This window comes from Amycolatopsis mediterranei, assembly GCF_026017845.1.
GTDB classification, from domain to species: Bacteria; Actinomycetota; Actinomycetes; order Mycobacteriales; family Pseudonocardiaceae; genus Amycolatopsis; species Amycolatopsis mediterranei.
In genome coordinates, this window is record NZ_CP100416.1 from 4,267,186 (window position 1) to 4,293,171 (window position 25,986).

Consider the following 25,986-nt stretch of genomic DNA (forward strand, 5'->3'; position numbering starts at 1 on the left):
TGCCAGCCGGTCGCGACGCGGAGAACACCTGCCGCGGTGCGCCGCCGGATCGGCGACGCCCCGGTTCTGGCGCTCGCCGGCAGAATCATGGCCGCCGGCTCCACCGGGCATCACTGGACCGGGACCGGCAAGATCATGCTCTCGATCAGTGGCCTGGCGGAATGAGAACCTGTCCACTGGAGCCGGTGGACGGCTCCTGCTTCGATTCGGTCTTGGTGGCGGTGTCCGGCCCGGCGATGAGCGTGAAGACGATGGTGACGATGGCCGTCAGCGGTGCCAGTGAGGTCGTGATCCTCGAGGACATGTTGCCGACGCCGTAGATGGCCAAGCTTTCCTTCCAGGTTGAGTACCGCTGGCTGTCCAGGTTCCGCAGCACACGCATGTCCATGCGCCAGCCGACGAGCGTGATGACCACCGTGAACGTCGCCAGTTCGATCAAGCTGTCGAACGAGAGGTCGCCGCCGAGAACAGCTGGCGCGGCGAAGGCCAGCAAGGGACCGACGCCGACACCCGCGATCAACGGCAACACCTTGACCGGGCCACGCTTGCCCGGCAGATGCTGCCACAAGATGCCGAGAGCAGCGGCAGCGAAGATCCACTTCAGGGATTCCCATGCGAGGTCCTGCAGCCACAGCACCACGAGGGACTGGTTGATGGTTCCGCTGTAGTCGGTGCGGACGAAGTCCCGGAGGAAGCACAATGCGAAGCCGGCCACTGCACTGGGCCACAAGGCGGCCCTGACCGCGACCTTCAAGTTGCCATAGGGCGTCTTCCCCGGTCCCAGCGCGAAGGCCACATCGACCGGAGTCACTCGCCGGGGTAGCAGCTGCGCTGTCGCGGAGCCGCGGCCGCCTCGGCTGAGCCAGGCTTTCGCGTGTGTGTCGACTGCTGCCGGGCCGTGTCGGGCGACCCAGTTCCGGATCGGCTCGCCCGGAATCAGTTTCAGGTCCAGCACCGGTGTCTTGGTATTGCACAGCAGCCGGAACGTGGCGACGACGGCAATCCAGACGGGCAGCGAAAACCCTGCGTAAGAGGGATACCACACGGCCGGCCCGAGGGCGATGAGCAGCGACGCGATCGTCATCAGCGGCTTTCGGTCCGAGGTAGTGGTTCTCCGCAGGTAGTCGCGCGTCACGGCCAACGTGGCGATCGCCGGCAAGAGCAGGAAGATCCACTGCCGGTCGCTGAGCAGACCCCACAGGGAGTAGCGGAACGTGCTCTGCAACGCTCCGGTGGCCGGCGTCGAGTCGGCCAGCCACTGCTGCAGGGCGAAGTTGTGGCCGGTGAGCCAGAACCCCTCGAAGAGCAGGCTCGCGGCGATCAGCGACGCGGACGCCCACAGCCAGAACGGTGTCGTGGCTTTGCGGGGTGAATGGAACAAGACGCGGACGGCGTTCAAGAGCGAAGCGGCGACAAGGACCGTCACGAGAAATGTCAGGCTCGTCTCGAGTGTGCTGAGCACGACGGCACGCACCGGGTCGGCATTCTCGAAGGCGAGATCACCGGAGAGCAGCGGGACGACAATGAGAATCGCGGCGAAGCCGGCTGTCAGCAGGAGCAGGACTGAGCCTCGGATCCAGCAACGCCAGGCGAACAGCAACGCGAAAGCGCAGACCGCTATGTCGACCGCCCAGGCCGCGTTCGCCCAGTCGGGCACCTGCTGCCCGAGCGCGTCCAGGGTGATCCAAGTGATGTCGATGCCCAGCACCGCGAGCTGGAACACGAGAAGCGGAAGCGTCACCCGGCGTGCGTTGTCGGCGGAATCGGTGATGCGCTCGCCCGGGTTGAGCCGCTGTTTGCGGGCCCAGCGGATGAACAGCAGCACCAGCACGGAAAAGGCCGTCGTCTGCGGCCAGTCGAACAAGATCCACCCGACGATGCGTCCCCACGACGTGCCTTCCCAGATGATGAGCTCCGAACCGGCCGGGGGGTGAAGCGAAACCGTCGTCATCGTGGTCTCGGCCATGGGTGCGGTCGTGCCGAAGTACCAGGAAAGCCTGCCGGATTCGGCATTCGCCGGTTCCGGCCACGGAGACGCGCCGGCCAGCCAGCTGTCCGGCGCGGCGACGGTGACGTTCCACGTGGTCGCCTGGGTCAGTCCCCATCGCGAGTTCACCGAAAGAAACCAGTCGCCGTTGTCCTGCGCTTCCAGGTCCACCAGCCCGAGTGTGGTTTTGCCGGGTTTCGTGAGGTCGAACCACGCCGTGTCCGTCACGACGACATCCCCTGTCGTCATCTCGACGGGAGGTGGCTGGTCGTGGGACACCGCCGTTTCGGTGCCGAGGTCGCCGAACAGGCACCGTACCGCCGATCGGTACGCGATTGTCCCACGGTTGCTGAGCAGGTCATTCGACGCGTACCAGGAATGCGGCAGGTGCACGGTCGTCGTGGTCGTCAGCCTGGGGGTGCTCAGCCGATCGGCCGTGATCTCCGCGTCGACGTCGATGGTCGCGGCAGGATAATTCACCGGATCGCAGGCGGTGACGGTATCGCCGATCTTCTCCGATTCCGTTTCGATGGAACATTGCAGCCTCCAGACGGTCGCCACTCCGATCCCCACCACGACCGCCGCGGTGATGAAGTTCCGTGCGCGGGCCCTCGTCCGTCCGGTTCCCATGGCTCTCCAGTCGTCGACAGCCAGGCTTCTGTTATGGACGATGGCAGATCGTGACCAGCCGACCTGTACGGCCGGCTCGTTGGTTGCCGCGTCGACCCCTCCCGGAATCTCGGCGGCCTTCTGCAGAATCGGCATTGGACGCCATGTGGGTGACTGCTCCATGCTGATGGCATGACCACAGGCAAGGGCAAGGTGACTTGCGACCTCACGATCTCGGTCGACGGGTACTCGGCCGGGCTCAACCAGAGCGAGCAGCGTCCGTTCGGCGACGACGGTGGCGACGGCTGGGGTGACAAGCTGCACGCCTGGTTCGCCGAAGGCGCCGCGGAGCACCCGGCCGAGTTCGCCAGGATGATGACGGCCAAGGCATTCATCATGGGGCGCAACATGTTCGGCCCGGTGCGTGGCGAGTGGGATCGGCAGTGGAAGGGCTGGTGGGGCGACAATCCGCCCTACCACGCCCCGGTCTTCGTGCTCACCCACCACCCGCGCGATCCGCAGCCGATGGACGGCGGCACCACGTTCCACTTCGTGACCGACGGAATCGAAGCCGCGATGAAACGCGCACGCGACGGCGCCCCGCCGCTGAACGTCGAGCAGGTGGACGCGCGAGCGGCCGGCTCGGTCACGCACCTGACCTATCGCGTGCTGCCCTGACCCCCGTAGACCGGACTCTCGGGGGAGATCACCCAAGCGCGTTGCACGCCATCTTCGTCGAAGAGGGCTCGGCGCGGCTGACCTCACCTGGCCACGAGAGGTGACCGCCCCGGCCGCAATCGCCAGGGCGGTTCACCTTCTCGTGGGACCGACCCGTGATCGCGCTAGTAGACGAGCGGACCCCAAGCGTCAGCGCCGGTGTTGGGGTCGTAGACCTCGACCTGGAGCTCGTGCACGCCGTCAGCGTGGTACTTGCTGGGTGTGGAGCCGTAGTAGAAGCCGGTCGAGCTCGAACCGCCGGTGTTGACGTTGTACTGCCAGAGATTGACCAGGCAATTGGATGCTCCGGTCACGACGCCGTAGCCGTAGTGGGGGCCGGCGGACGCGACGTAGGCATGGCAGTAGGTGGTGTAGACGTCTCCGCCTAGACCGGAGGCGAAGGCGCTGCCGGTGGACAGGACGAGGCCACCGGCCGCGATCGCGGCGACGAGTGCGACCTTGAGTGACTTGTGCTTCATGTCTCTCCTTGGAGGTGCTGATTCGAGGCAGTGCCGTGGTGCGTTCCCATCGTTGAGGTCGTGCCTGAACACCGGTAGCTTTTGCCGTGCGCGGGCAAAAGCGCTGATGGGGGCGTCAAGACCGCGGCGGCTCGGCCAGCCGGCCAGCGCCGGTGCCACAATCCAACGCGCAATCCAGTTCGGCCTTCTTCTTCGGCCGGCGGTGGGCGAACTTCCATCCCAGGCTCGGCGCGGCATTCGGCGGTTCGAAAGGTAAGCTCCAGTGGACTGTGCGCGTCAGCACGCACGTCAAGAAGGGGGTGCACGGTTCGCCATGGCATTAGGGAAGGAAGACCGGTCGGAGGAAGTCCACGAGCACGCCCGCCGCGCCTACGGGGACCTCCGGAACCCGTACTAGCGAATCATCGAAATGCTCCGGGAAGCCGGGATGACCTTGCTCGGCGCCGAAGAGATCGAGATGACCGTAGATTTCCGGCCGCCGGACGATCGGTTTCCGGTTTCCGCGTTCGTGATGCTCTTCGGCGAGTCGGACGTGCCCTGGTGGCACGAAGGATAGGCAGTAGTCCAAGAACGGCTGACTGGCAGAGAGGCTATTCGCGAAATTCCGCTCAATGCGCACAGTGGCCGGCACGGGTGTGGCGGCGGTGGTTTTCGCCGGGACGCTGGTGACCGGGTCTTGCCAGGCGTCGGAGGCCACCGGGTTCGGCCGGCTTCATCCCGAGGCGGACTTCCTGGGGTCGTCCGTCCCGGTTTCCGAGAGGGCCGGCGCGGTCGGTCGGCGGACCGCGTCGGTGAGTGCGGTCGCGCCGGACGGATTGCCGGGTTTGGACGTCAGCCACTACCAGAAGACCGTGGACTGGCCCGGCGTGGCGGCGAGGGGCGCCAAGTTCGCGTACATGAAGGCGACCGAGAGCACGACCTACCTCGACCCGACGTTCGCGACGAACTACGCCGGGTCGGCGAACGCGGGGCTCGTGCGCGGTGCGTACCACTTCGGATTGCCGGACCAGGCTTCCGGCGCCGCCCAGGCCGAGTTCTTCGTCGCGAACGGTGGTGGCTGGGTCAACGACGGGAAGACGCTGCCGCCGGTGCTCGACATCGAGTACAACCCGTATTCGACCGCGGACTGGGCGGGCTGGTGCTACAACCGGACACCGGCCGAAGTGACGGCGTGGCTCACCGATTTCGTCACCACGGTGGACGACCGGACCGGTCGCTGGCCGGTGATCTACACAACCCGGGGTTGGTGGAACCACTGCACCGGCGGTGACGTGACTGTCCCGGCGCATTCGCCGTTGTGGATTTCGCCGGTCGCCTCGGACGCGGGCGGCCCACCCGGCATGCCTGCCGGGTGGAGTGCCTACACGTTCTACCAGTGGGCGAAGTCCGGCACCTTTCCCGGTGATCAAGACGTCTTCGCCGGCACCGCTGCCGACCTGGCCGCGTTTGCGGCCGGGCCGGCGAGCTGACCGGAGTTCCGCGGCGAAGGCCTCGGTCGATTCGTCCGCCGGCGTTCGCCGCGGCCGGTCACGCCAACATCTGCATGCCTCCGAACACCAGCACCAGGAGCGCGCCGATTCCGAAGCCGACCAGGAGAGCGCCGCCGACGCCGGGCCGCAGCCGGACTCCTGCGTAGGCCAAGCCGAGGCACAACATCATCCAAGCGCCCACCGAGGCGATGCTCAGCATCATGGTGGAGCCCAGTTCGAAGGCGACTTTCGCGCCGCCCGCCACGACGAGGGCGGAAACGATGACGATTCCCGCCGGCACCAATCGTTTCCAGGCAGGGTGACCGATCGGCGACTGTGCTGGGTGAGTACTCGTCATGGCGACCTCCTCGGTGGATTGCCTCATCGTCGCACCGTTTGCGCTCGGAGATCCTTACCGCGCGGTTACCGGCGTGCGGTTCCGTGGCCGCTGAGTGGCCGCGGTCGACCTCCGGCGCCGGAGGAACGCTTGGAAGTTCGATGGCGCTCATCTCGGCGTTCGCGCTGATCGTGAACCCGGCGTCCCCGGTCGGGACGTCCTACGCTGGGACGATGCACGCCGTCGAGATGGCCGAGGAATACCCGGTGGTGGAGCTGGACTCCGACGCCTTGGACGCTGCGCGGCTGCTGGCCGAGCGGCGGCTGCCCGGCCTGGTGGTGACCGACAAGGCGGGCTGCCCGCAGTCGGTGCTGCCCGCGTCGCAGGTGGTCCGGTTCCTGGTGCCGAGCTACGTGCGCGACGACCCGTCGCTGGCCGGGGTGCTCAACGAGTCCATGGCCGACCGGGTCGCGGACAAGCTGGGTGGCCGGACCGTGCGGTCGCTGCTGCCCGAGGAGGTCACCGAGCTGCCGCGGGTCAACTCCGACGACACGATCGTCGAGGTCGCGGCCATGATGGCCCGGCTGCGCTGCCCCCTGGTCGCGGTCATGGAGGACCGGACCCTGAACGGCGTCATCTCCGCCTCACGGCTCCTGCAGCTGGCGCTGGCCCCGCACTGACGGCATGAGCACGGCCATCGCCGTCACGGTGTTCGTGATCGCCTACCTGTTCATCGCGACCGAGAAGATCCCGAAGGTGGTCGCCGCGCTGGCCAAACGGGCCAAGGGGTCACCGCTGCGGGTGATGATCCTGCTGTCGCTGATCACCGCCGTCGCCTCGGCGTTCCTGGACAACGTCACCACCGTGTTGCTGATCGCCCCGGTGACGCTGCTGGTCTGCGACCGCCTCGACATCGAGCCGGCACCGTTTCTGATCGCCGAGGTGTTCGCCTCCAACATCGGCGGCACGGCGTACGTGCGGTTCGTGCAGGACCACCCCGATCTGTTCGCGACCATGTTCCGCAGCCGGCCGGACGCCGGTCCGGTCGGGCACGACTCCTTCGAAGTGCTTCGGGAAGCCGTCGCCGACGCTCAGTCCAAGGCGATCCTTTCCGCGAAGCCATCGGTGGAGCAGCTGGCCACGGCCATCTGGGCCACCCTGCACGGCCTGGCGGTTCTCAGCCTGCGACGACCGCACGAGCGCTTCCGGATGGGCGAGGCCCCGGAAGATCTCGCCACTACCGCCCTGTCGGCCCTCTTGGGGTTGTGAGCGGGGTCCGGGCGACCGCGTGGTTGACTTTCTTTCTTCAGAAACCTAACAATGTCTCGGCTGAGTTCCTCCCTCATCGACGAGACAAGGCGGTTCGGATGGCATCGAGGACGGCGGTCTTCGTCACGACCCTGCTCATCGGCCTGGCGGCGCTGCTGGCTCCCGGCACAGCTCGTGCCGCGTCGTTGCAGCAGGTCAAGGACTTCGGCTACAACCCCAGTGGCATCAAGATGTTCGTGTACGTACCCGCGAGGGTGGCGGCCAGGCCCGCCGTGGTGGTCGGGGTGCACTGGTGCCACGGCACCGCGCAGGACTTCTACGCCGGCACGCAGTACGCCTCGCTGGCCGACCGGTACGGGTTCATCGTGATCTACCCGTCGGCGGTCAGTTCCGACGGCTGCTGGGACGTCCACTCGCCGGCGGTGCTGAGGCACGACGGCGGCGGTGACGCACAGGGCATCGTGTCGATGGTCAAGTACGTTCAGCAGCGCTACCACGGCGATCCGGCCCGCACGTTCGTCACCGGGCACTCCTCGGGCGGCATGATGACCAACGTCCTGCTCGGCTCCTACCCGGACGTGTTCCGGGCCGGCGCGTCGTTCGCGGGGGTGCCGTTCGGCTGCTTCGCCGGTCCGGCGTCGTGGAACACCGACTGCGCCGAGGGCCGCATCGACAAGACCGCGCAGCAGTGGGGCGATCTGGTGCGGAGCGCCTACCCCGGCTACCGGGGCCCACGGCCCAGGGTGCAGCTCTGGCACGGCACCGAAGACGACGTACTCCGCTTCGCCAACTTCGGCGAGGCGATCGACCAGTGGACCAATGTGCTCGGCGTGAGCGCGACACCCACCTCCACCGAGTACAACACCCCGCGCAGCACGTGGACCCGCACCCGCTACGGCTCCCGGGTCGAGGCGATCCGGGAGCAGGGCCAGCCGCACAACCTCCAGATCCTCGCCGACGAGGTGATCCGCTTCTTCGGCATCGGCCAGTCGGCCGGCACCTGACCGGCGGGCCGACCAGAGGTGGATCCGGCGTCGAGGGAAGACTGATGATCACGTGGATGGAGGAGGTCAGGTGCCCGAAAGCCGTCTGCTCGCCGACGAGGTGGTGCCGGCGTGGCTGGCCGCCGAGCCGGATCGGCTGCTGGAGTTCGCCCGTGCCTCCCGGCACCCCGAAGGCGGCTTCACCTGGCTGGACGAGCGAGGGCGTCCGGTCCGCGAGCGGCCGGTCGAAACCTGGATCACCTGCCGGATGACGCACGTCTTCGCGCTCGCCGCGGCCGAGGGGAGAAGCGGGTACACCGAGTTCGCCGAGCACGGGATCGCCGCGTTGACCGGCCTGTTGCGCGACGACGAGCACGGCGGGTGGTTCGCGTCGGCCACCGCGGCCGGGCCGGTCGTCGACGACAAACGCGCCTACGAGCACGGCTTCGTCATCCTCGCCACGGCGAGCGCGGCCGCCGCCGGGATCGACGGCGCCCGCGTCCTGCTCGACGAGGCGCTGGCCGTGTTCGACGAACGCTTCTGGGAGCCGGCGGCGGGGCTGGCGGCCGACGTCTGGGACCGGGGGTGGACCCGGCTCGAGCCCTACCGCGGGGCCAACGCCAACATGCACGCCGTCGAAGCCCTGCTCGCGGCCGCCGGGATCACCGGCGACCCGCGGCTGCTCGAGCGGGCCGCCCGCATCGTCGAGCGGCTCGTCGGCCGGGTCGCCCGCGGGCACGGCTGGCGGCTGCCCGAGCACTTCACGGCGGAGTGGACCGAGGTGCCCGAGTACCACCGGGACGACCCGGCCCATCCGTTCCGGCCGTACGGCGTGACCATCGGCCACCTTTTCGAATGGGCCCGGCTGGCGGTGCACGTGCGGACCGCGCTGGGCAGCCGTGCGCCGGAATGGCTGCTCGAGAGCGCCCGTTGCCTGTTCGACACCGCGGTCCGGGACGGCTGGTCGGTCGACGGCGCGGACGGTTTCGTCTACACCACGGACTTCGCGGGGACGCCGGTGGTGCGCAGCCGGCTGCATTGGGTCGTGGCCGAGGCGATGGCCGCGGCCTGGGTGCTGCACCAGGCGACCGGGGACGCGCAGTACCTCGTCCGGTTCCGGCGGTGGTGCGAGTACGCGGAGAAGTACTTCGTGGACCGGGAAAACGGGTCCTGGCACCACGAACTCGACCACGGCAACGCGCCTGCGGCCGCGGTGTGGCCGGGCAAACCCGACGTCTACCACGCCTACCAGGCCGCGCTGATCACCCGGCTGCCCGTATGCGCTTCGTTCGCCGGTGGCGTGGTGGCGGGCCGTTCAGGAGGCGGGTGACAGCGGGGGTTCGGACGGCTGGAGGTTCTCCGGCAGCCGCAGGCCGCTGTGCAGCGGCACGAGTTCGGACTGCAGCACCATCGCGGCGGCGCCGATCGCCGGTGCCGTCGCCGCCGCCCGGGACAGCCGCATTTCGACGGTGTGGTTGGCGCGGGCGAAGAACATGCCGTCCAGTTCCCGTTCGACGGCCGGCAGGTAGCTCGGCCCGGCGATGGCGAAGCTGGGGCCGGTGAGGACCACGGCTTCGAGGTCCATGATGTTCGCCAGGTTCCGCACGGCGACCGCGACGTAGCGCGCCGAGCGCTCCAGCAGGGCGAGCGCGCCCTCGTCACCGCGTCGCGCCGCCCGGCTGACCGCGGCGAAGTCCGGGATCACGGACTGATCCGGGTTGCGGTCGCGCCGGGACAACCCGGCGGCGCGGGCGAGCCGGCGGTCGGCACGCGCGGCGGCCACGACCGCGGCCGGGCCGGCGAGGACCTCGAGACAGCCGCGCGCGCCGCACCAGCACTCGGGACCGTCCATTTCGAGGCAGATGTGGCCCAGCTCGCCGGTGTTGCCGCTCGAGCCCCGGTAGCTGATCCCGTTGACGATCAGCCCGGCGCCGATGCCGCTGCCCATGTACAGCGCGGCGAAGGTGGGCGGCAGGTCCACGCCGCCGGACCAGTGCTCGCCGAGCGCCGCGGCGGTCGCGTCGTTGTCGAGCACGACCGGCAGGCCGGTGGCGCGGCGCATTTCGTGGCCCAGCGGGAAGTCCGCCCACTGCCGCATGGCCGGCGGGGTGATCGCCATTCCTTCGTTGGCGCTGAGCGGGCCGGGGAAGACCAGGCCGAACCCGAGCAGGCGCTCGCGGTCGACGTCGGCGCTCGCGACGAGCGCCCAGGCCTCGTCGGTCATCCGCTGCACGACCGCTTCGGGAGCGGCGTTCCCCGCGCCGGGCCGCGAGATGCGCGCGACCACGGCGCCCGCCAGATCGGTGACCACGTACGTGATGTCGGCGTGGTCGAGGTGGATGCCCACGGCGTACCGGGCCGCCGGGTTCAGCTGCAGCAGGACGCGGCGCTTGCCGCCGGTCGATGCGGCGCGCCCGGTTTCCTGGACCAGGCCGTCGTCGATGAGACCGCGGACGACCGTGGAGATCGTGGCACCGGTCAGGCCGGTGGCGTTGACCAGGCTGACCCGGCTGATGGTGCCGGCGGCCCGGATGACGTCGAGGACCGCCGCCCGGCTGCTGGTGTGCGGGGTGGTCCTGGTGGGCGCGCTCATCCGAACTCCTGCCGACTTACTTAGGTCGATACGCGAAGGGTAGCAAGGCGCTGCCCGCCAGCTGGGGGTAGACAGCGCGTTCGCGCCCGCCAGATGCCCCGAAAGGGTTGACTTAATTTCTTCGATGACTTAACAATGCCTCCAGTCTTGTGCCTGCCGTGATCGGCGGACGGTCAACGCAGCCCAGCCAGGAGGACTTGATGTCGGTTCACCCAGCGCGTCGCGGGGCCTGCGGCGCTGTGCTCGCCGCGATCGCGGCCACCACGCTCGTCACCGGCTGCGGGTCGTCGGACAGCGGGTCCGCCGCGGACAGCACGCTCGTCGCCTACACCGGCCAGTCGGGCGACTACCAGATCAACTTCAACCCGTTCTCCTCCAGCACGATGGAAGGCCCGGGGACGATCTTCGAACCGCTGTTCTTCTACAACATCACCCAGGACGCGAAGCCCGTCCCGCTGCTGGGCACCGACTTCGCCTGGAACGCCGACGGCACGCAGCTGCTGGTCACCCTGCGGTCGAACGTGAAGTTCTCCGACGGCACGCCCTTCACCGCCAAGGACGTCGCGTTCACCCTCGACATGGTCGCGAAGAACAAGACCATCAACACCACCGGCTACGACGGCCAGGCCGTCGCCACCGACGACACCCACGTCCGGATCACCTTCTCGAAGCCCGCGTTCATGCAGGGCGCGCAGGTCCTCGGCAAGACCTTCATCGTGCCCCAGCACCTGTGGTCGAAGATCCCCGACCCGGCGAACGACGTGATCGCGCAGCCGGTCGGCACCGGCCCGTTCGTGCTCGAGGAGTTCAAGCCACAGGCGTTCACGTTCAAGGCCAACCCCGGCTACTGGGGCGGCGAGCCCGCGGTGAAGCGGATCCGCTACCTCGCGCTGGCCGGCAACCAGTCCGGCGCGGACGCGCTGGCGAGCAAGCAGATCGACTGGCAGACCGGGCCGGTCCCCGAAATCAAGAACGTTTCGAAGAACTACCCGGGCTATCAGGCCATCACGGTCCCGATGAACCAGATGAACCTCACGACCTGTTCGAACGCCGCTCTCGGCTGCACCGGCCCGCAGACCGACCCGGCCGTGCGCAAGGCGATCTACTACGCGATCAACCGCACCCAGCTCAACGCGCTGGCCTTCGAGGACACCGCCTCCGACATCTCGCCCGGTTTCACGCTGCTCGGCCGCGACGCCAAGTACGTCTCGCCGAAACTGCGGGAACGGCTCGCCCCGAAGGCACCCGATCTGGCCCGCTCGACCGGGCTCCTGCAGGGCGCGGGCTACGCGAAGGGCCCGGACGGCGTCTTCGCCAAGGACGGCAAACCGCTGGAGCTGACGGTCCAGGTGCCCTCGGGCTGGACCGACTACATCACCGCGATCACCACCATGGCCCAGCAGCTGCAGCCCGCCGGGATCAAGCTGACCGCCCAGCAGGTGTCCTACAACGAGTGGGCCGACGCGCGCGTGCGCGGCCGCTTCCAGCTGCTGATCGACGCGATGAACCAGGGCCCGTCGGCGGACCCGTTCTACGACTACAACTACTACTTCTCGACCGAGACCACCGCCAAGGTCGGCGAATCGGCCTACCCGAACTACAGCCGCTACTCCGACGCGGAAGTCGACGCGGCGCTCAACGCCGTCAAGGGCATCGACTCGACGGACGCGGCGAAGCGGCAGCCCTACTTCGACGTCGTCCAGACCCGGGCCGAACAGGACATGCCCTACATCCCGATCCTGACCGGCGGCACGACGAGCGAGTACCACTCGGCCAAATTCACCGGCTGGCCGGCCAAGGACAACCTGTACGCCTTCCCGGCGGTGTGGAGCCGGCCGGACCAGGCCCAGATCTACAAGACCCTCAAGCCCGCGGGCCAGTGACCGGTGCGCTACTACGTTCGGAAACTGGCGTTCTACCTGGTGGCCCTGTGGGCGGCGCTGACGCTCGACTTCCTGGTCCCGCGCCTGCTGCCCGGCAACCCGGTGGACGTCCTGCTCGCGAAGCTGGCCCAGCGCGGTGCGACGCCCGATCCGTCGGTGCGCCGCGCCTACGAGCTGCTGCTGGGCACCCACAGCGACGAGCCCCTGTGGTCGCAGTACGGCTCCTACCTCGGCCGGCTGGCGCACGGCGACCTCGGCGTGTCGGTCAGCGTCTTCCCCGCCAAGGTCTCCGACGTCATCGCCCAGGCGCTGCCCTGGACGCTGGTCCTGGTCGGCATCGCGACCCTGGTGTCGTTCGTGCTCGGGGTCGGGCTCGGCATGTTCGTCGGCTGGAAGCGCGGCACGTGGCTGGACGCCCTCGTGCCGGGGACCACGGTCCTGGCCGCGGTCCCGTACTTCTGGCTGGCGCTGCTGCTGGCGGCGCTGCTCGCCGGCGCCCTCGGGTGGTTCCCGCTGCTCGGCGGCTACGACGTGGCCCTCGACCCGGGGTGGAACGCCGACTTCCTCGGCTCCGCCGTCTACCACGGCACCCTGCCCGCCCTCACCATCGTCGTCTCCTCGGTCGGCGGGTGGCTGCTCGGCATGCGCAACATGATGGTGTCCACCGGGTCCGAGGACTACGTGCTCACCGCGCAGGCCAAGGGACTGCGCGACGGGCGGGTGATGCTGCGCTACGCCGCCCGGAACGCGGTCCTGCCGTCGGTGGCCGGGTTCGCGATTTCGCTGGGCTTCGTGGTTTCCGGGTCGATCGTCACCGAGCAGGTGTTCTCCTACCCGGGCATCGGCTCGAAGCTGCTGCAGGCGGTGCAGAACAACGACTACGCGCTGATGCAGGGCATCTTCCTGATCATCACCGTGGCCGTGCTCGGCGCCAACCTCGTGATCGACCTGCTGTACGGGCTGATCGACGCGCGCACCCGGGCCCGGGCCTGAGAAGGAGAACGGCACGTGACGAATCTCAGCCCCGAAACCACCACCGGCGCACCGATCCTGACGCCCGTCCGCCGGGGCCGCATCAGCGGACTGCGCGCGGTCCTGCCGACGTGGTCGCCCCGCCTGGGCGTCGGGCTCGGCCTGGTCGCCGTCATCGCCCTGTTCGGCATCTTCGGCCCGCTGTTCGTCGGCGACCCCGACGCGATCCGGGACGCCGGACTGGCCCCGCCGGGCGACGGCCACCTCCTCGGTCTCACCCAGACCGGGCAGGACGTCTTCGCCCAGCTGGCGTACGCCACCCGTGGCTCCCTCCAGATCGGCCTGATCGTCGGGGTGCTGGCGACGGTGCTCTCGGCGTTCTTCGGCGTCATCGGCGCCTACGCCGGCGGCGCCGTCGACGAAGTGTTTTCCCTGTTCTCCAACGTCATGCTGGTCATCCCCGGGTTGCCGCTGGTGATCGTGATCGCCGGGTTCGTCCCGCCCGAGTCGCGCGGCGCGTGGACGGTCGCGCTCGTGCTGGCCATCACCGGGTGGGCGGCCTCGGCGCGGGTGCTGCGCGCCCAGACGCTCTCGCTGCGCAATCGCGACTACGTCGCCGCGGCGCGGGTCGCGGGGGAGAAGCGGTGGCGGATCATCACCGTCGAAATCCTGCCCAACCTGCTGCCGCTGCTGGCGTCGCAGTTCGTGTTCGCGGTGATCGCGGCGATCCTGTCCGAGGCCGGGCTGTCGTTCCTCGGGCTCGGTGCGTCGAACTCCTCGACGCTGGGGACGATGCTCTACTTCGCCCAGAACGGTTTCGCCCTCCAGCGGTCGGCCTGGTGGTGGTTCGTCCCGCCCGGTCTGGTCATCGCGCTGTTCGGCTGCGGGCTCGCGCTGATCAACTTCAGCATCGACGAGATCATCAACCCGAAGCTGCGGGTGGCGGGCCGGCGGCGCCGCGCCGAACGGCCGGAAACCCGGCAGCCGGCCGAGGCCGGGGCCGACGTCGTGCTGAGCGTCGATCACCTCGACGTCGTGTACCGCACCCAGTCGCCGGTCCACGCGGTCAAGGACGTGTCCCTCACGCTCCGGCGCGGCGAGATCCTCGGCCTGGCCGGGGAGTCCGGCTGCGGGAAGACGACCCTGGCCTACGCGATCAACCGGCTGCACCGGCCGCCCGCGGAGGTCACCGCGGGCACGGTCGTCCTGCACGACCGCGACGGCACGGACATCGACGTGCTGGCCCTGGACCGCGAGGAGCTGCGCGCGTTCCGCTGGGACCGCCTCTCGATGGTCTTCCAAGGCGCGATGAACGCGCTGAACCCGGTGACCACCGTGCGTTCACAGCTGGACGACGTCCTCACGACTCACCGCCCGGACATGCCGAAGGCGCAGCGGAAAGCGAGGTGCGAGGAGGTCCTGCGGCTGGTCGGCGTCGATCCCGGCCGGCTGGGCGCGTACCCGCACGAGCTGTCGGGCGGGATGCGGCAGCGGGTGATGATCGCGATGGCCCTGCTGCTCGACCCGCAGGTGATGATCATGGACGAGCCCACGACCGCGCTGGACGTCGTGGTGCAGCGCGGAATCCTGAAGGAAATCCTGCGGCTGCGGGACGAGTTCGGCTTCGCCGCCATCCTCATCACCCACGACCTCCCCCTGCTGCTGGAGATCGCCGACCGGATCGCGGTGATGAAGGACGGCGAGATCGTCGAAGACGCCGCGGCCGAGCGGATGTACCGCGCGCCGTCGCATCCCTACACCCGGACGTTGCTCGAGTCGTTCCCGAGCCTGACCGGGGAGCGCGGGGCGTTCCTGCGCGACCAAGCCCTCACCGAAGGAGGTGTCCGGTGACCGAGCTGGCGGTCCGCGACCTGGTGAAGGACTTCCGGGTCCGCGACGGCGTGCGCCGGTCCCGGCTGCGCGCGGTCGATGGCGTGTCGTTCACCCTGACGCCCGGGCGGACGACGGCGCTGGTGGGCGAGTCCGGGTCGGGGAAGTCGACGATCGCCCGGCTGGTCACGCGTCTCGAGTCGCCGTCGTCCGGGCGGATCGTGGTCAGCGCCGACGACGGTGCCGAGGTTTCCGGCCGGGCGTACCGCGACCACGTGCAGATGGTGTTCCAGGACCCGTTCGCGTCGCTGAACCCCTTCCACACCGTGGAGCACCACCTGGCGCGGCCGTTGCTGCTGCACGGGCGCGCCCGGGGACGCGAGGACACCTGGCGGCAGGTCCTGCACCTGCTGGAGCGGGTCAACCTGACGCCGGCCGACGAAATCGCGCGGCGCCGGCCGCACGAACTGTCCGGCGGGCAACGCCAGCGGGTGGCGATCGCCCGGGCCCTCGCGCCCGGGGCGAAGGTCATCATCGCGGACGAACCGGTGTCGATGCTCGACGTCTCCATCCGCCTCGGCGTGCTCAACCTCCTGGGGCGGCTGCAGCGCGAGGACGGTCTGGCCGTGCTGTACATCACGCACGACCTGGCCACGGCCCGCCACTTCGCCGACGACATCGCGGTGCTCTACCGCGGCCGGATCGTCGAACACGGTCCGGCCTCGGAGGTGATCCTGCGGCCGAAGCACCCGTACACCCAGCTGCTCGCGGCGGCCGCGCCCGATCCCGACAAGCGGGGGATGGCGATGGCGGAGCAGGCCGATCCGGCCGGTGGCGGCCTCACGCCCGGCGTGCACGGCGGCTGCACGTTCCGCGACCGCTGCCGTTCGGCGACGGCGGTCTGCGCTACAACACCGGCGGAGGAGAAGGTCGGAGACGGGCACTTCGCGCGATGCTGGTTCCCCGGAGCACCGGCATGACCCTGAGGTGGGCGCCACCCGCCCGCTTGACCCCCTGAGCGAAGAAGGTCTGAACCACAACTCGGTTGACTTACTTAAGTTACCTGCGTAACAATCGTCGAGCAGATTCGGCTCCCCAGCGAGCCGCCGGCCGCGTGAGGAGCGCCCGAATTGAACCGTCAGGAACTGCACGACGGCTGGCGGATCGAGGCCGTGGCCGGGCCGGTTCCGGACGCGGTCCGGGGTCGTGCGCTCCCCGCCACCGTGCCGGGCTCCGCCCACCTGGACCTGCTGGCCGCCGGCCTGATCGAGGACCCCTACCTCGACACCGCCGAGGCCGACGTGGTGTGGATGCACCGGGCCGGGTGGCGCTACACGCTCGACTTCGAATCCTCGGCGCCGGCTTCGGCGGAACGCACGGACCTCGTCTTCGACGGCCTCGACACCGTGGCGACCGTGACCCTCAACGGCCGGGAGCTCGGGCGGACCGCCAACATGCACCGCACCCACCGCTTCGACGTCCGCGAGGTACTGCGGGACGGCACGAACACCCTGACCGTCGAGATCGCGAGCGCACTGGCCCACGCCGAGGCGGTCGAGGCGGAGCTGGGCTGGCGCGACCACGCCTACCCGAGCCCGTTCAACATGATCCGCAAGATGGCCTGCTCGTTCGGCTGGGACTGGGGACCCGACCTGCAGACCGCGGGCATCTGGAAGCCGGTCCGCCTCGAGCGGTGGACCACCGCCCGGCTGGCGACCGTGCGGCCGCTGGTGACGGTCGACGAGGACGGCACCGGCCGGGTCACGGTCCACGCGGACGTCGAGCGCGCCACCGGCTCGGGCGACCGGCTCGAGCTGGTCGCCTCGATCCCGGCCGAAGGCCGGACCGCCCGGGCCGCCGTCGAACCGGGTGCCACCCGGGCGACCGTGACGCTGACGGTGCCGGACGTCCGGCTGTGGTGGCCCGCCGGCTACGGCGAACACCCGCTCCACGACCTCGAAATCGACCTCGTCGGGCGCGGGACGGAGCTCGACGCCTACCGGCGCCGCATCGGGTTCCGGACCATCACCGTGGACACCGAACCGGACGGGATCGGCACCCCGTTCACGTTCGTGGTCAACGGCACGCCGGTGTTCGCCAAGGGGGCCAACTGGATCCCCGACGACCACTTCCTCACCCGGATCACCCGCGCCCGGCTCGCCCGGCGCGTCGACCAAGCTCTCGGGGCGAACCTCAACCTGCTGCGCATCTGGGGCGGGGGCATCTACGAAACCGAAGACTTCTACGACGTCTGTGACGAACGCGGCGTCCTGGTGTGGCAGGACTTTCCGTTCGCCTGTGCCTCCTACCCCGAGGAGGAGCCACTGTGGACGGAGGTCGAGGCGGAGGCGCGGGAGAACGTCGCCCGGCTGACCCCGCACGCCTCCCTCGCGCTGTGGAACGGCAACAACGAAAACCTCTGGGGCTTCGCCGACTGGGGCTGGCCCGAACAGCTCGACGGCCGCACGTGGGGCCTGAAGTACTACACCGAACTGCTGCCCGCCATCGTCGCCGAACTCGACCCGACCCGCCCCTACGCACCGGGGAGCCCGTACAGCCCCGGCGATCGGCACCCCAACGACCCCGACCACGGCACCCGGCACGAGTGGGACGTGTGGAACCGCGTCGACTACACCTGCTACCGCGACCACATCCCGCGGTTCTGCTCGGAGTTCGGCTTCCAGGGGCCGCCCACCTGGGCCACCCTGACCCGGTGGATCCACGACGACCCGCTCACGCCGGCCTCGCCGGCGTTCCTGCGCCACCAGAAGGCCGAGGACGGCAACGGCAAGCTCGACCGCGGTCTGGCGCCCCACCTGCCGCGGCCGGAGACGTTCCCCGACTGGCACTGGGCCACCCAGCTCAACCAGGCCCGTGCGGTGGCCTTCGGCATCGAGCACTTCCGGTCGTGGTGGCCGCGCACCGCCGGGGCCGTCGTCTGGCAGCTCAACGACTGCTGGCCGGTCACCTCCTGGGCCGCGATCGACTCGGACGAACGGCCCAAGCCGCTGTGGTACGCCCTCAAGCACGCGTTCGCCCCGAGGCTGCTCACGGTCCAGCCGCGCGACGGCGAAGACGTCGTCATCGCGGTCAACGACACCGCCACGCCCTGGTCGGGTGATCTCGAGCTGGAAACGCGGACGGTCGCCGGTCAGGTCACCGGGCGCCGTAGACTGCCGTTCACCGTGCCGGCCCGCTCCACAGTGGAGCTGGCCCCGGCCGGGACCGGAGAGGAGGTGCTCGTGGCGACGACCGGAGAGACCCGGCTCGTGCACGTCTTCGGCGAAGACCTCGAGCACGACTACCTGCCCGGTCCGCTGTCCGCCGAAGCGACGGCGGTGCCGGGCGGCTACCGCGTCGACGTCACCGCTTCCGCACTGGCCCGGGACGTCGCTCTCCTGGCCGATCGCGTGGCGCCCGACGCCGTGGTCGACGACATGCTGATCACGTTGCTGCCGGGCGAAACCCGGTCGTTCCTGGTCCGCACCGCGAACACGGTCGATCCGGCCGCGTTCGCCGACCCGCTCGTGCTGCGGTCGGCGAACGCTCTCGGCTCCCCGGTGATGAGGTCCTGAGTGAGCACCCACCGTCCGTCCGGCGCGATCGGCCTGGTGCTGGCCCGCCCACCCCGGCTGCTGGGCACCGAGCCGTTCTTCATGGAGTTCATCGCGGGGATCGAGCAGCACCTCGCGGATTGGGACCTCTCGCTGCTGCTGCACGTCGTCAGCACGCAGGACGGCGAGCTGGCGGCGTACCGGCGGTGGGCCGCGCAGCGGATGGTCGAGGCGACCGTGGTGGTCAACCTCGTCCACGACGACCCCCGGCCGGCCCTGCTGCGCTCGCTGGACATGCCCGCGGTCCTGGTCGGCGAGCCCGAGGACGCCCACGGCTTCCCGGCCGTGCGCACCGACAACGCCGGACCGGTCCGGGAGGCTCTGCGAGTCCTGCTCGACCTCGGCCACCGGCGCATCGCGCGGGTGACCGGGCCCGCGCAGCTGCTGCACACCCGGGCCCGCACCGACGCGCTCGTCGCCGGCTGCCGTGCGGCCGGCATCGAGCCGCTCATCGCGGAGGGTGACTACTCGGAGGAGTCCGGGGCGAAACGCACCACCGAGCTGCTGTCCGGCGCCGAACCGCCGACCGCGATCCTCTACGACAACGACGTGATGGCGCTGGCGGGCCTCGGTGCCGCCAAGGAACTGGGGATCGACGTTCCGGAGCGGCTCAGCATCATTGCCTGGGACGACTCGACGCTGTGCCGCCTGGCCACCCCTTCGCTGACGACGATGAGCGTCGACGTGCACCAGTACGGCGTCTCGGTGGCCGAATCGGTGCTGGAGCTGGTCGACGGGGCCCCGGTGACCGAACGCTGGTCGCCGGGCGCGAAGTGTGTGCTGCGCGCCAGTACCGTTCCGCCTGCCTGAGGTTCGCGACCGGAGAAGCGATCCGATTCGGTCCGTCGCGATTGATTCGCCGCCGATTGCGGAATTTTCGTTCCGCGCTGCGCGGATTTACCGGCAGGGCAAATCGAACTTCTTAAGTTTTCTGCTCGAACTTATTTTCACCGGCTTTCCGGTGTCGGCGCGGTGTTAGAATTCCGGACTGGAAGCGCTCTCAGACGTTGTCATCTTTCCTCGCGCCGCGCCCGTTTCGGGCGGGCCGGCCTTCATCGCCATCAAAGGAGATGCGATGTCGTTCCCTCGAAGTTCACCGCAGACGCAACACCGGTTCGGCCGCTGGGGGAGGAGGACCACCCGCGTTCTTGCGGCGTCGGCTCTCGTCGTCCCGTTGCTCGCCGGCGGCGCAACCGCGTCGGCGGCCCAGACCGGATCCCTCGTCGGCGCGGCTTCCGGCCGCTGCCTCGACGTCACCGGCAACGTGCAGACCGCCGGTACCGGGATCGAGATCTGGGACTGCAACGGCCAGGCCAACCAGCAGTGGACCGTCACGGACGCCGGTGAGCTGCGCGTGTTCGGTGGTTCGATGTGCCTGGACGCCGGCCAGATCGCGGCCGGCACGAAGCTGCAGATCCGGACCTGCACCGGCGCGGCGAACCAGAAGTTCACCCTGCGTTCCGACGGCAGCGTTTACGGTGCCCAGTCGGGATTGTGTGCCGACGTGAACGCCGCCGCGACGGCGAACGGCACGACGGTCCAGCTCTGGGGCTGCCACGGCCAGGCCAACCAGCGGTGGAGCCTCGGCGGCGGATCGACCCCGCCCGGCGGCACCTGCGCGGCGAATCCCGTCAACCCGCGCGCGACGGCCCAGGCGAAGAACCTGCTTTGCTACTTCTACAGCCAGTACGGCAACCACATCATTTCCGGCCAGGAGGAGTCCACCTGGGTGGCCGGCTCCGAGTACGAGATGAACTATATCCACGACCACACGGGCAAATATCCGGCGATCCGCGGCATGGACATCGAGCAGGACGGCGTCGGCGGCCGCGGAGTGACGTGGTGGAACGCCGGTGGCATCCCGATGGTCGGCTACCACATGGGTGCGCCGACGAAGCCGGACACCTACGAGGGCAGCCAGATGGCCGTGTCCATCAACGCCGTGCTGACGCCGGGAACGGCCGAGTACGCCTCGTTCGTCCAGCGGCTCGACAAGGCCGCCGCCCAGCTGCAGATCATGGAGAACGCCGGGGTTCCCGTGCTGTGGCGGCCCTTCCACGAAGCCGGGGGCACCTGGTTCTGGTGGAGCAAGGAAGGCGGCTCCCAGTACAAGCGGCTGTGGCAGTTCGAGTACAACTACCTCACCGGCACCAAGGGGCTCGACAACCTGGTGTGGCTGCTGCCGTTCAACGGTCAGCCGGACTCGTCGTTCTACCCGGGCAAGTCCTTGGCCGACATCGCCGGTTCCGACACCTACGCCGGTGACTACGGACCGCAGACCGGCCTGTTCAACGCCACCAAGAACATCGTCGGCGGTACCATCCCGATCGCCCTGCACGAAAACGGCCCGATTCCGGACCCGGACCAGCTGCAGTCGTCGAACACGCGGTGGGTCATGTTCAACACCTGGCACACCGACTGGCTGACCAACACTTCGCACAACTCGATCAGCCAGCTGCAAAAGACGTACAACAGCTCTTACGTGATCACCAGAGACGAAGTTCCCAATTTGAAGTGAACGCCGCGACCGCCCCGGACGGGATATCCGTCTGGGGCGGTCATTGCGTTCACTCAGCGCCGGGACCAGCGCTGGTTCGCCTGCCCGTTGCAGGTCCAGAGCGCCACCGCAGTTCCGTTGGCCGTCTGCTGGCCACTCGCGTCGAGGCAGAGGCCGGACTGCCGTCCGGTGATCGAGCCGTCGGCGTTGAGCGTCCACTGCTGGTTGGCCTGGCCGGTGCAGTCCCAGATGTCCACCGCGGTGCCCGGTGCCGTACCTTGCCCCGCGACGTCGAGGCAGCGGCCGCTCCCGCCCCGGATCTCGCCGGCCGAGCCGAACGTCCACGCCTGGTTCGACTGGCCGTTGCAGTCCCAGAGCTGGACCTTGGTTCCGTTGGCCGTGCCGGCACCGGTGACGTCGAGGCACCGGGCGGACTGGACGCCCACCACGGTGGAGCCGGTCGGCGTGCTGCCCCCGCCGAGGGCCGCGGTCAGCGCCGGGTACCACCGGCTTTCCATCTTCTGGATTCCGGTCGTGCTGTTCGGGTGGACGCCGTCGACGGTGTCGGCGGAGGTGCTGAACCCGGTCCACTGGTCGACGACCGTGATGGGCGACGCGGCCGTCGAATGGGCCTGGGCCCAGCCGGGGATGGCGTTGTCGAGGTCGACGACGCGCTGGCCGCACGCGGAACAGTTCGACGGGTTCATCGGGAGGATCTTCGCCACGAGCACCTTCATCGCGGGATTGCTCGCCCGCATCTGGCCGAGCAGGCGGGTGTAGGCGTCGAGGATCGTCGTGGTGCCGATGTTGCTCCAGACGTCGTTGGTGCCCAGGTGCATGAGCACGATGTCCGGGTGCGTCGCGCCGAGCCACCCGGGCAGCTGGTTGTTGTTCGCGATCCCGGTGGCCAGGTAGCCGCCGTGACCTTCGTTTTCCCCGTCGTAGGTGAATCCGCAGCCGGGAGCCGGCAGCGTTCCGACGAAATCGGTGTTCGTGTACCCGGTGTTCTGCAGGTGCCGCCAGAGCAGCGCGCGCCAGCAGCCCGGCGAGCCGGTGATCGAGTCGCCGAGCGCCATGATGCGCGTGGGTGCCGCGGCGGACGCGGCCGTGGGGACGATGAGCGTGGCGATCAGCGCGGTGAGCACGAGTGCGCAGAAGCCGAGGAATCTCTGCACGATACCTCCCGAGGGCGATCGACTGGCCACTGTGGACAGTCGAGGTGGAAGCGCTCTCAGGCGAGAAAAACGTTAGCGCCACGGAAGTCCGTTGTAAACCCTCAGCCGGTCCGGCCGGTCAGTGCGGCGCGGATGGCCAGCGCGGCCCCGGAACGCGCCCATTCGCCGAAGTCGAAGGTCCGCACGTCGAGGTCGAGCTGGGCGGGATCCGGTTCGTAGGACTTCGCGATGCCGTCCCGCACCCGGTCCGCGGCCAGCTCGTACAGCGGCAGGCCGTCGCCGGTCAGCAGGACCTTCTGCGGGTCGACGAGGTTCGCGACCGTGCCGATGATGATGCCGAGCGCGAAGCCGGCGTCGCCGAACACCCGCCGCGCCGCGGGGTCGCCGGCCTGTGCCCGGGCGACGGCGCCGGCGTGGTCCGCGGCGCCGAGCGCCCGCACGATCGACTCGTTCAGCAGGTAGCTGGCGGCGCAGCCGCGGTGCCCGAGGTCGCACACCGGCCCGGACTGGTCGACGACGAGGTGCGCCGCCCGCCCCACGGTGCCGTGCGCGCCCTCGACGAGTTCGCCGTTGAGCACCAGGCCGCAGCCGATGCCGACGCCGATCGTGACGAGGACCAGGGACCGCAGCCCGGCGCCGGCACCGAACCAGTGTTCGGCGGCGGTCAGTGCCTGGACGTCGTTGGCCACGGCGGTGGGCAGGCCGGTCGCTTCGGCGACGAGATCGGCGAGCGGGACCCCGGACCACTGCAGGTATGCCGACCCGTGCACCGTCCCCGAGCGCACCCTCCCGGCCAGCGTCACGCCCGCGGCGGTCAGGTCCGGGAACGCGGCCCGCAGCGCCGAGGCGGCTTCGGCGATCCGGCCGACGACCTCGGTGACGTCCGCCGAGCGCAGGGGAGTGTCGAGCGACGCCACGACTTCGGCGTTGAGGTCGGTGACCACGGCGTAGAGGTGGTCACCGGTGAGCTTCACGCCGAAGAAGTGCCGGGCGGCGCCGTTGACGTGCAGCAGCTCCGAAGGGCGCCCGGTCGCCGAACGCAGCTCGGTCCCGCCTTCGATCAGCAGTCCGTCGGCGACGAGCTGCCGGGTGATCCGGCTGAGCGTCGGCCGCGACAGTTGCCGGCGCGCGGCGATCTCGGCGCGGGAGATGGGGCCGTGGACCAGTGCCTCGAGGAGCACCTCACGGGCGGCTTCGGGCAGCTGCGGCCAGGGCGCTCCCGCCCGTGCTCGGCCTTCGAGAGTTCCGGAACTCACCGGGCGAGAGTACCGCGCGTGAGCGGCTCGTTAGGTCTTTTCTGAAACAAAGTACAGGCGATAGCCGTCCGCTAGTTGGCTTCTTGACACTGGTTAGTGTTGTAGTGAAACTAACGGCGTGTTGACGATGACGTTCACCGCGGGCGACGACAAGCCGGCGAGTCCCGGCGTGGTCCACCTCGGCGCCGCCGGCACCAGCCTCGTGCTCGACGCAACCGGCGACCGCCTGCCTCGCGTCGTGTATTGGGGCGCCGATCTCGGGCAGCCCACCGAAGCCGAACTGGCGGACCTGGTGCGCGCGGCCCGGCCACCGGTCGTCTCCAACAGCATCGACGACCCGCTGCCCGTCGGCGTGCTGGCCGAAGCCGCCACCGGCTGGGCCGGCACCCCCGGCATCGCCGGCAGCCGCGCCGGTCGCGCGTTCTCCCCGCTGTTCACGAAGACCGCGGTGGACCTGACGGCGGAGGGCACCCTGATCACCACCGCGCAGGACGTCGCCGCCGGACTGGCGCTCGAGCTGCGGGTGGCGCTCTCGCCGTCGGGTGTGGTGCGGCTGGACGCGACGGTGACGAACATCGGCGGCGACGACTACGGCCTCGACTCGCTGACCCTCAACCTGCCGGTCCCGGCGAACGCCCGGGAACTGCTGGATTTCACCGGACGCCACCTGCGCGAGCGCGCCCCGCAGCGGCACCCGTTCACGCTGGGCTCCCACGTCCGCAGCGGACGCCGTGGCCGGACCGGCCTCGACGCGACCCTGCTGGTGCTCGCCGGTGAGCCCGGCTTCGGCTTCCGCCGCGGGGAGGTCTGGGGCGTGCACACCGCCTGGAGCGGCAACCACACCACCTACGCCGAGCGCGACGCCGCGGGCGTCGCGATCCTCGGCGGCGGGGAAATCCTGTTGCCCGGCGAGGTGATCCTCGCCCCGGGCGAGTCCTATGCCTGCCCGACGCTGATGGGTTCCCACGGCGACGGGCTGGACGAGCTGTCCGGCCGGTTCCACGCCGACCTGCGCAGCCGGCCCGAGCATCCCACCTCGCCGCGGCCGATCGCCCTGAACACCTGGGAAGCGGTCTACTTCGACCACGATCCGGCGAAACTGCGCGAGCTCGCCGTGCTCGCCGCGCGGGTCGGCGCGGAGCGGTTCACGCTCGACGACGGCTGGTTCCGCGGCCGCCGGGCCGACAACGCGGGACTGGGTGACTGGTTCGTCGACGAGCAGGTGTGGCCGGACGGTCTGCGCCCGATCGCCGACCACGTCCGCTCGCTCGGCATGCAGTTCGGGCTCTGGGTCGAACCCGAAATGGTCAACCCGGACTCCGACCTCGCCCGGGCCCACCCGGAGTGGATCCTCCGGCCGGACGGGCGGCTCCCGCCCGAGGCGCGACGCCAGCAGGTGCTCGACATTTCCCGTCCGGACGCCTACGCCTACGTGCTGGACCGGCTCGACGCGCTGGTCACCGAGTACGGCGTCGGCTACCTCAAGTGGGACCACAACCGCGATCTCGTCGACGCGGGGCACACCGCGAGCGGCACGGCCGGCGTGCACGACCAGACCCGCGCCCTCTACCGGCTGCTGGACGAGCTCCGCGCGAAGCACCCGGGCCTGGAGATCGAGTCCTGCTCGTCGGGCGGTGGCCGCGCCGACCTCGAGATCCTCGCCCGGACCGAGCGGATCTGGGTCAGCGATTGCCTGGACGCGCTCGAGCGGCAGCACATCCAGCGCTGGACCGGGTTGCTGCTGCCCCCGGAGATGCTGGGCTCGCACGTCGGCGCGCCGACGGCGCACACCACCGGCCGCACGCACACCCTCGACTTCCGCGCCGGCACCGCGTTCTTCGGGCACTTCGGCATGGAGTGGGACCTGACCTCGGCGAGCGAAACCGAACTCGCCGAACTCACGGCCTGGATCGCCCTGCACAAGCGGTTCCGGCCGCTGCTGCACAGCGGCACCGTCGTCCGCGGCGACCACCCCGACCCGGCGCACTGGCTCCACGGCGTCGTCGCCCAGGACCGCACCGAAGCGCTCTTCGCCTTCGTCGCGCTGCAGACCGGCGCCTCGGCCCCGCCCGGGAGCGTCCGGCTGCCCGGACTGGCCCCCGGAACCCGCTACACCGTGCGGTTCCTGTCCGCCGTCGAGCGGGTGCGCCGGCACGGGCTGCCCGCGTTTCCCGCTTGGGCGGACCGGCCGCTGACGTTGTCGGGCGCCGCGCTGGCCACGGCCGGGTTCCAGGCGCCCGCGTTGCAGCCGGAACAGCTGCAGCTGATCCACGTGATCGCCGAGCACTGAGCCCACCGCGGCTCCCGCGCCGGCTT

22 protein-coding genes are annotated in these 25,986 nt (G+C 69.8%); 16 read left to right on the top strand and 6 right to left on the bottom strand.

The genetic code is table 11. The features are described from left to right. The first annotated feature begins 36 nt into the window (after positions 1-36). A complete protein-coding gene (locus ISP_RS19785; RefSeq protein WP_014467015.1) occupies positions 37-165 on the top strand; it encodes a hypothetical protein in 129 nt (42 codons plus the stop codon). Here the strand turns inward: ISP_RS19785 and ISP_RS19790 are convergent. Then, positions 146-2,752, bottom strand: a complete 2,607-nt coding sequence (locus ISP_RS19790; RefSeq protein ID WP_230468850.1) for a DUF6185 family protein — start codon at positions 2,750-2,752, stop codon at positions 146-148. The two genes, ISP_RS19785 and ISP_RS19790, sit on opposite strands and share 20 nt — an antisense overlap. 36 nt (positions 2,753-2,788) lie before the next feature. Here ISP_RS19790 and ISP_RS19795 point away from each other — a divergent pair, with 36 nt between their 5' ends. After that, positions 2,789-3,274 (top strand): dihydrofolate reductase family protein, encoded by a 486-nt coding sequence (locus tag ISP_RS19795; RefSeq protein ID WP_013225583.1) that lies wholly within the window; start codon positions 2,789-2,791, stop codon positions 3,272-3,274. Between the two features lie 164 nt (positions 3,275-3,438). Here ISP_RS19795 and ISP_RS19800 read toward each other — a convergent pair whose 3' ends face one another. Then, complete coding sequence (locus tag ISP_RS19800; RefSeq protein WP_013225584.1) at positions 3,439-3,792, bottom strand: hypothetical protein; 354 nt, start codon at positions 3,790-3,792, stop codon at positions 3,439-3,441. Positions 3,793-4,219: 427 nt separating this feature from the next. Between ISP_RS19800 and ISP_RS19805 the strand changes: the two genes are divergently transcribed. Both ISP_RS19805 and ISP_RS19810 read left to right on the top strand, forming a co-directional pair. Then, on the top strand, positions 4,220-4,348 hold the full coding sequence (locus ISP_RS19805) for a hypothetical protein (protein WP_265049910.1): 129 nt from the start codon (positions 4,220-4,222) through the stop codon (positions 4,346-4,348). Between the two features lie 55 nt (positions 4,349-4,403). Beyond that, positions 4,404-5,261: a GH25 family lysozyme gene (locus tag ISP_RS19810; RefSeq protein WP_013225585.1), complete on the top strand. Its 858-nt coding sequence runs from the start codon at positions 4,404-4,406 to the stop codon at positions 5,259-5,261. Between the two features lie 58 nt (positions 5,262-5,319). On the opposite strand, the gene ISP_RS19815 is transcribed toward ISP_RS19810, so the two are convergent. Next, entirely contained in the window at positions 5,320-5,646 is a 327-nt protein-coding gene (locus ISP_RS19815; RefSeq protein WP_235190568.1) for a hypothetical protein, read from the bottom strand. A gap of 185 nt (positions 5,647-5,831) precedes the next feature. On the opposite strand from ISP_RS19815, the gene ISP_RS19820 reads away from it, so the two are divergent. The 4 genes from ISP_RS19820 (at position 5,832) to ISP_RS19835 (ending at position 9,180) form a co-directional block, all read left to right on the top strand. Next, positions 5,832-6,278 (top strand): CBS domain-containing protein, encoded by a 447-nt coding sequence (locus tag ISP_RS19820; protein ID WP_034285193.1) that lies wholly within the window; start codon positions 5,832-5,834, stop codon positions 6,276-6,278. Positions 6,279-6,282: 4 nt separating this feature from the next. Next, positions 6,283-6,867, top strand: a complete 585-nt coding sequence (locus ISP_RS48285) for a TetR-like C-terminal domain-containing protein (RefSeq protein ID WP_013225588.1) — start codon at positions 6,283-6,285, stop codon at positions 6,865-6,867. Between the two features lie 98 nt (positions 6,868-6,965). After that, positions 6,966-7,871, top strand: a complete 906-nt coding sequence (locus ISP_RS19830) for an extracellular catalytic domain type 1 short-chain-length polyhydroxyalkanoate depolymerase (protein ID WP_013225589.1) — start codon at positions 6,966-6,968, stop codon at positions 7,869-7,871. A 70-nt stretch (positions 7,872-7,941) separates the two neighbouring features. Continuing rightward, positions 7,942-9,180, top strand: coding sequence for an AGE family epimerase/isomerase (locus ISP_RS19835; RefSeq protein ID WP_013225590.1), 1,239 nt, complete (start codon positions 7,942-7,944; stop codon positions 9,178-9,180). Here ISP_RS19835 and ISP_RS19840 read toward each other — a convergent pair. Next, positions 9,166-10,443 carry an ROK family transcriptional regulator gene (locus tag ISP_RS19840; RefSeq protein WP_013225591.1) on the bottom strand — a complete coding sequence of 426 codons (1,278 nt, stop codon included), beginning with the start codon at positions 10,441-10,443 and terminating at the stop codon, positions 9,166-9,168. The genes ISP_RS19835 and ISP_RS19840 overlap by 15 nt on opposite strands. Before the next feature lie 200 nt (positions 10,444-10,643). On the opposite strand from ISP_RS19840, the gene ISP_RS19845 reads away from it, so the two are divergent. From ISP_RS19845 to ISP_RS19875, 7 genes are all read left to right on the top strand, one after another. After that, on the top strand, positions 10,644-12,326 hold the full coding sequence (locus ISP_RS19845) for an ABC transporter substrate-binding protein (protein WP_230468852.1): 1,683 nt from the start codon (positions 10,644-10,646) through the stop codon (positions 12,324-12,326). Positions 12,327-12,329: 3 nt separating this feature from the next. Beyond that, the gene (locus ISP_RS19850; protein WP_013225593.1) at positions 12,330-13,319 is read left to right on the top strand and encodes an ABC transporter permease; all 990 of its coding nucleotides are present in this window, start codon (positions 12,330-12,332) and stop codon (positions 13,317-13,319) included. Between the two features lie 15 nt (positions 13,320-13,334). After that, positions 13,335-15,149: a dipeptide/oligopeptide/nickel ABC transporter permease/ATP-binding protein gene (locus ISP_RS19855; RefSeq protein ID WP_013225594.1), complete on the top strand. Its 1,815-nt coding sequence runs from the start codon at positions 13,335-13,337 to the stop codon at positions 15,147-15,149. Then, entirely contained in the window at positions 15,146-16,108 is a 963-nt protein-coding gene (locus tag ISP_RS19860) for an ABC transporter ATP-binding protein (RefSeq protein ID WP_013225595.1), read from the top strand. Before ISP_RS19855 ends, ISP_RS19860 begins: the two co-directional genes overlap by 4 nt. Before the next feature lie 150 nt (positions 16,109-16,258). After that, positions 16,259-18,703 carry a glycoside hydrolase family 2 protein gene (locus ISP_RS19865; RefSeq protein ID WP_013225596.1) on the top strand — a complete coding sequence of 815 codons (2,445 nt, stop codon included), beginning with the start codon at positions 16,259-16,261 and terminating at the stop codon, positions 18,701-18,703. Next, positions 18,704-19,552 carry a LacI family DNA-binding transcriptional regulator gene (locus ISP_RS19870; RefSeq protein WP_013225597.1) on the top strand — a complete coding sequence of 283 codons (849 nt, stop codon included), beginning with the start codon at positions 18,704-18,706 and terminating at the stop codon, positions 19,550-19,552. Between the two features lie 265 nt (positions 19,553-19,817). Further along, positions 19,818-21,260 (top strand): glycosyl hydrolase, encoded by a 1,443-nt coding sequence (locus tag ISP_RS19875; protein ID WP_230468853.1) that lies wholly within the window; start codon positions 19,818-19,820, stop codon positions 21,258-21,260. Between the two features lie 53 nt (positions 21,261-21,313). Here the strand turns inward: ISP_RS19875 and ISP_RS19880 are convergent, their stop codons facing one another. Then, positions 21,314-22,414 carry an SGNH/GDSL hydrolase family protein gene (locus ISP_RS19880; RefSeq protein ID WP_013225599.1) on the bottom strand — a complete coding sequence of 367 codons (1,101 nt, stop codon included), beginning with the start codon at positions 22,412-22,414 and terminating at the stop codon, positions 21,314-21,316. A 101-nt stretch (positions 22,415-22,515) separates the two neighbouring features. Beyond that, positions 22,516-23,670, bottom strand: coding sequence for an ROK family transcriptional regulator (locus ISP_RS19885; protein WP_230468854.1), 1,155 nt, complete (start codon positions 23,668-23,670; stop codon positions 22,516-22,518). A 127-nt stretch (positions 23,671-23,797) separates the two neighbouring features. On the opposite strand from ISP_RS19885, the gene ISP_RS19890 reads away from it, so the two are divergent. Then, positions 23,798-25,960, top strand: a complete 2,163-nt coding sequence (locus tag ISP_RS19890; protein ID WP_230468938.1) for an alpha-galactosidase — start codon at positions 23,798-23,800, stop codon at positions 25,958-25,960. Positions 25,961-25,986: the final 26 nt, after the last annotated feature.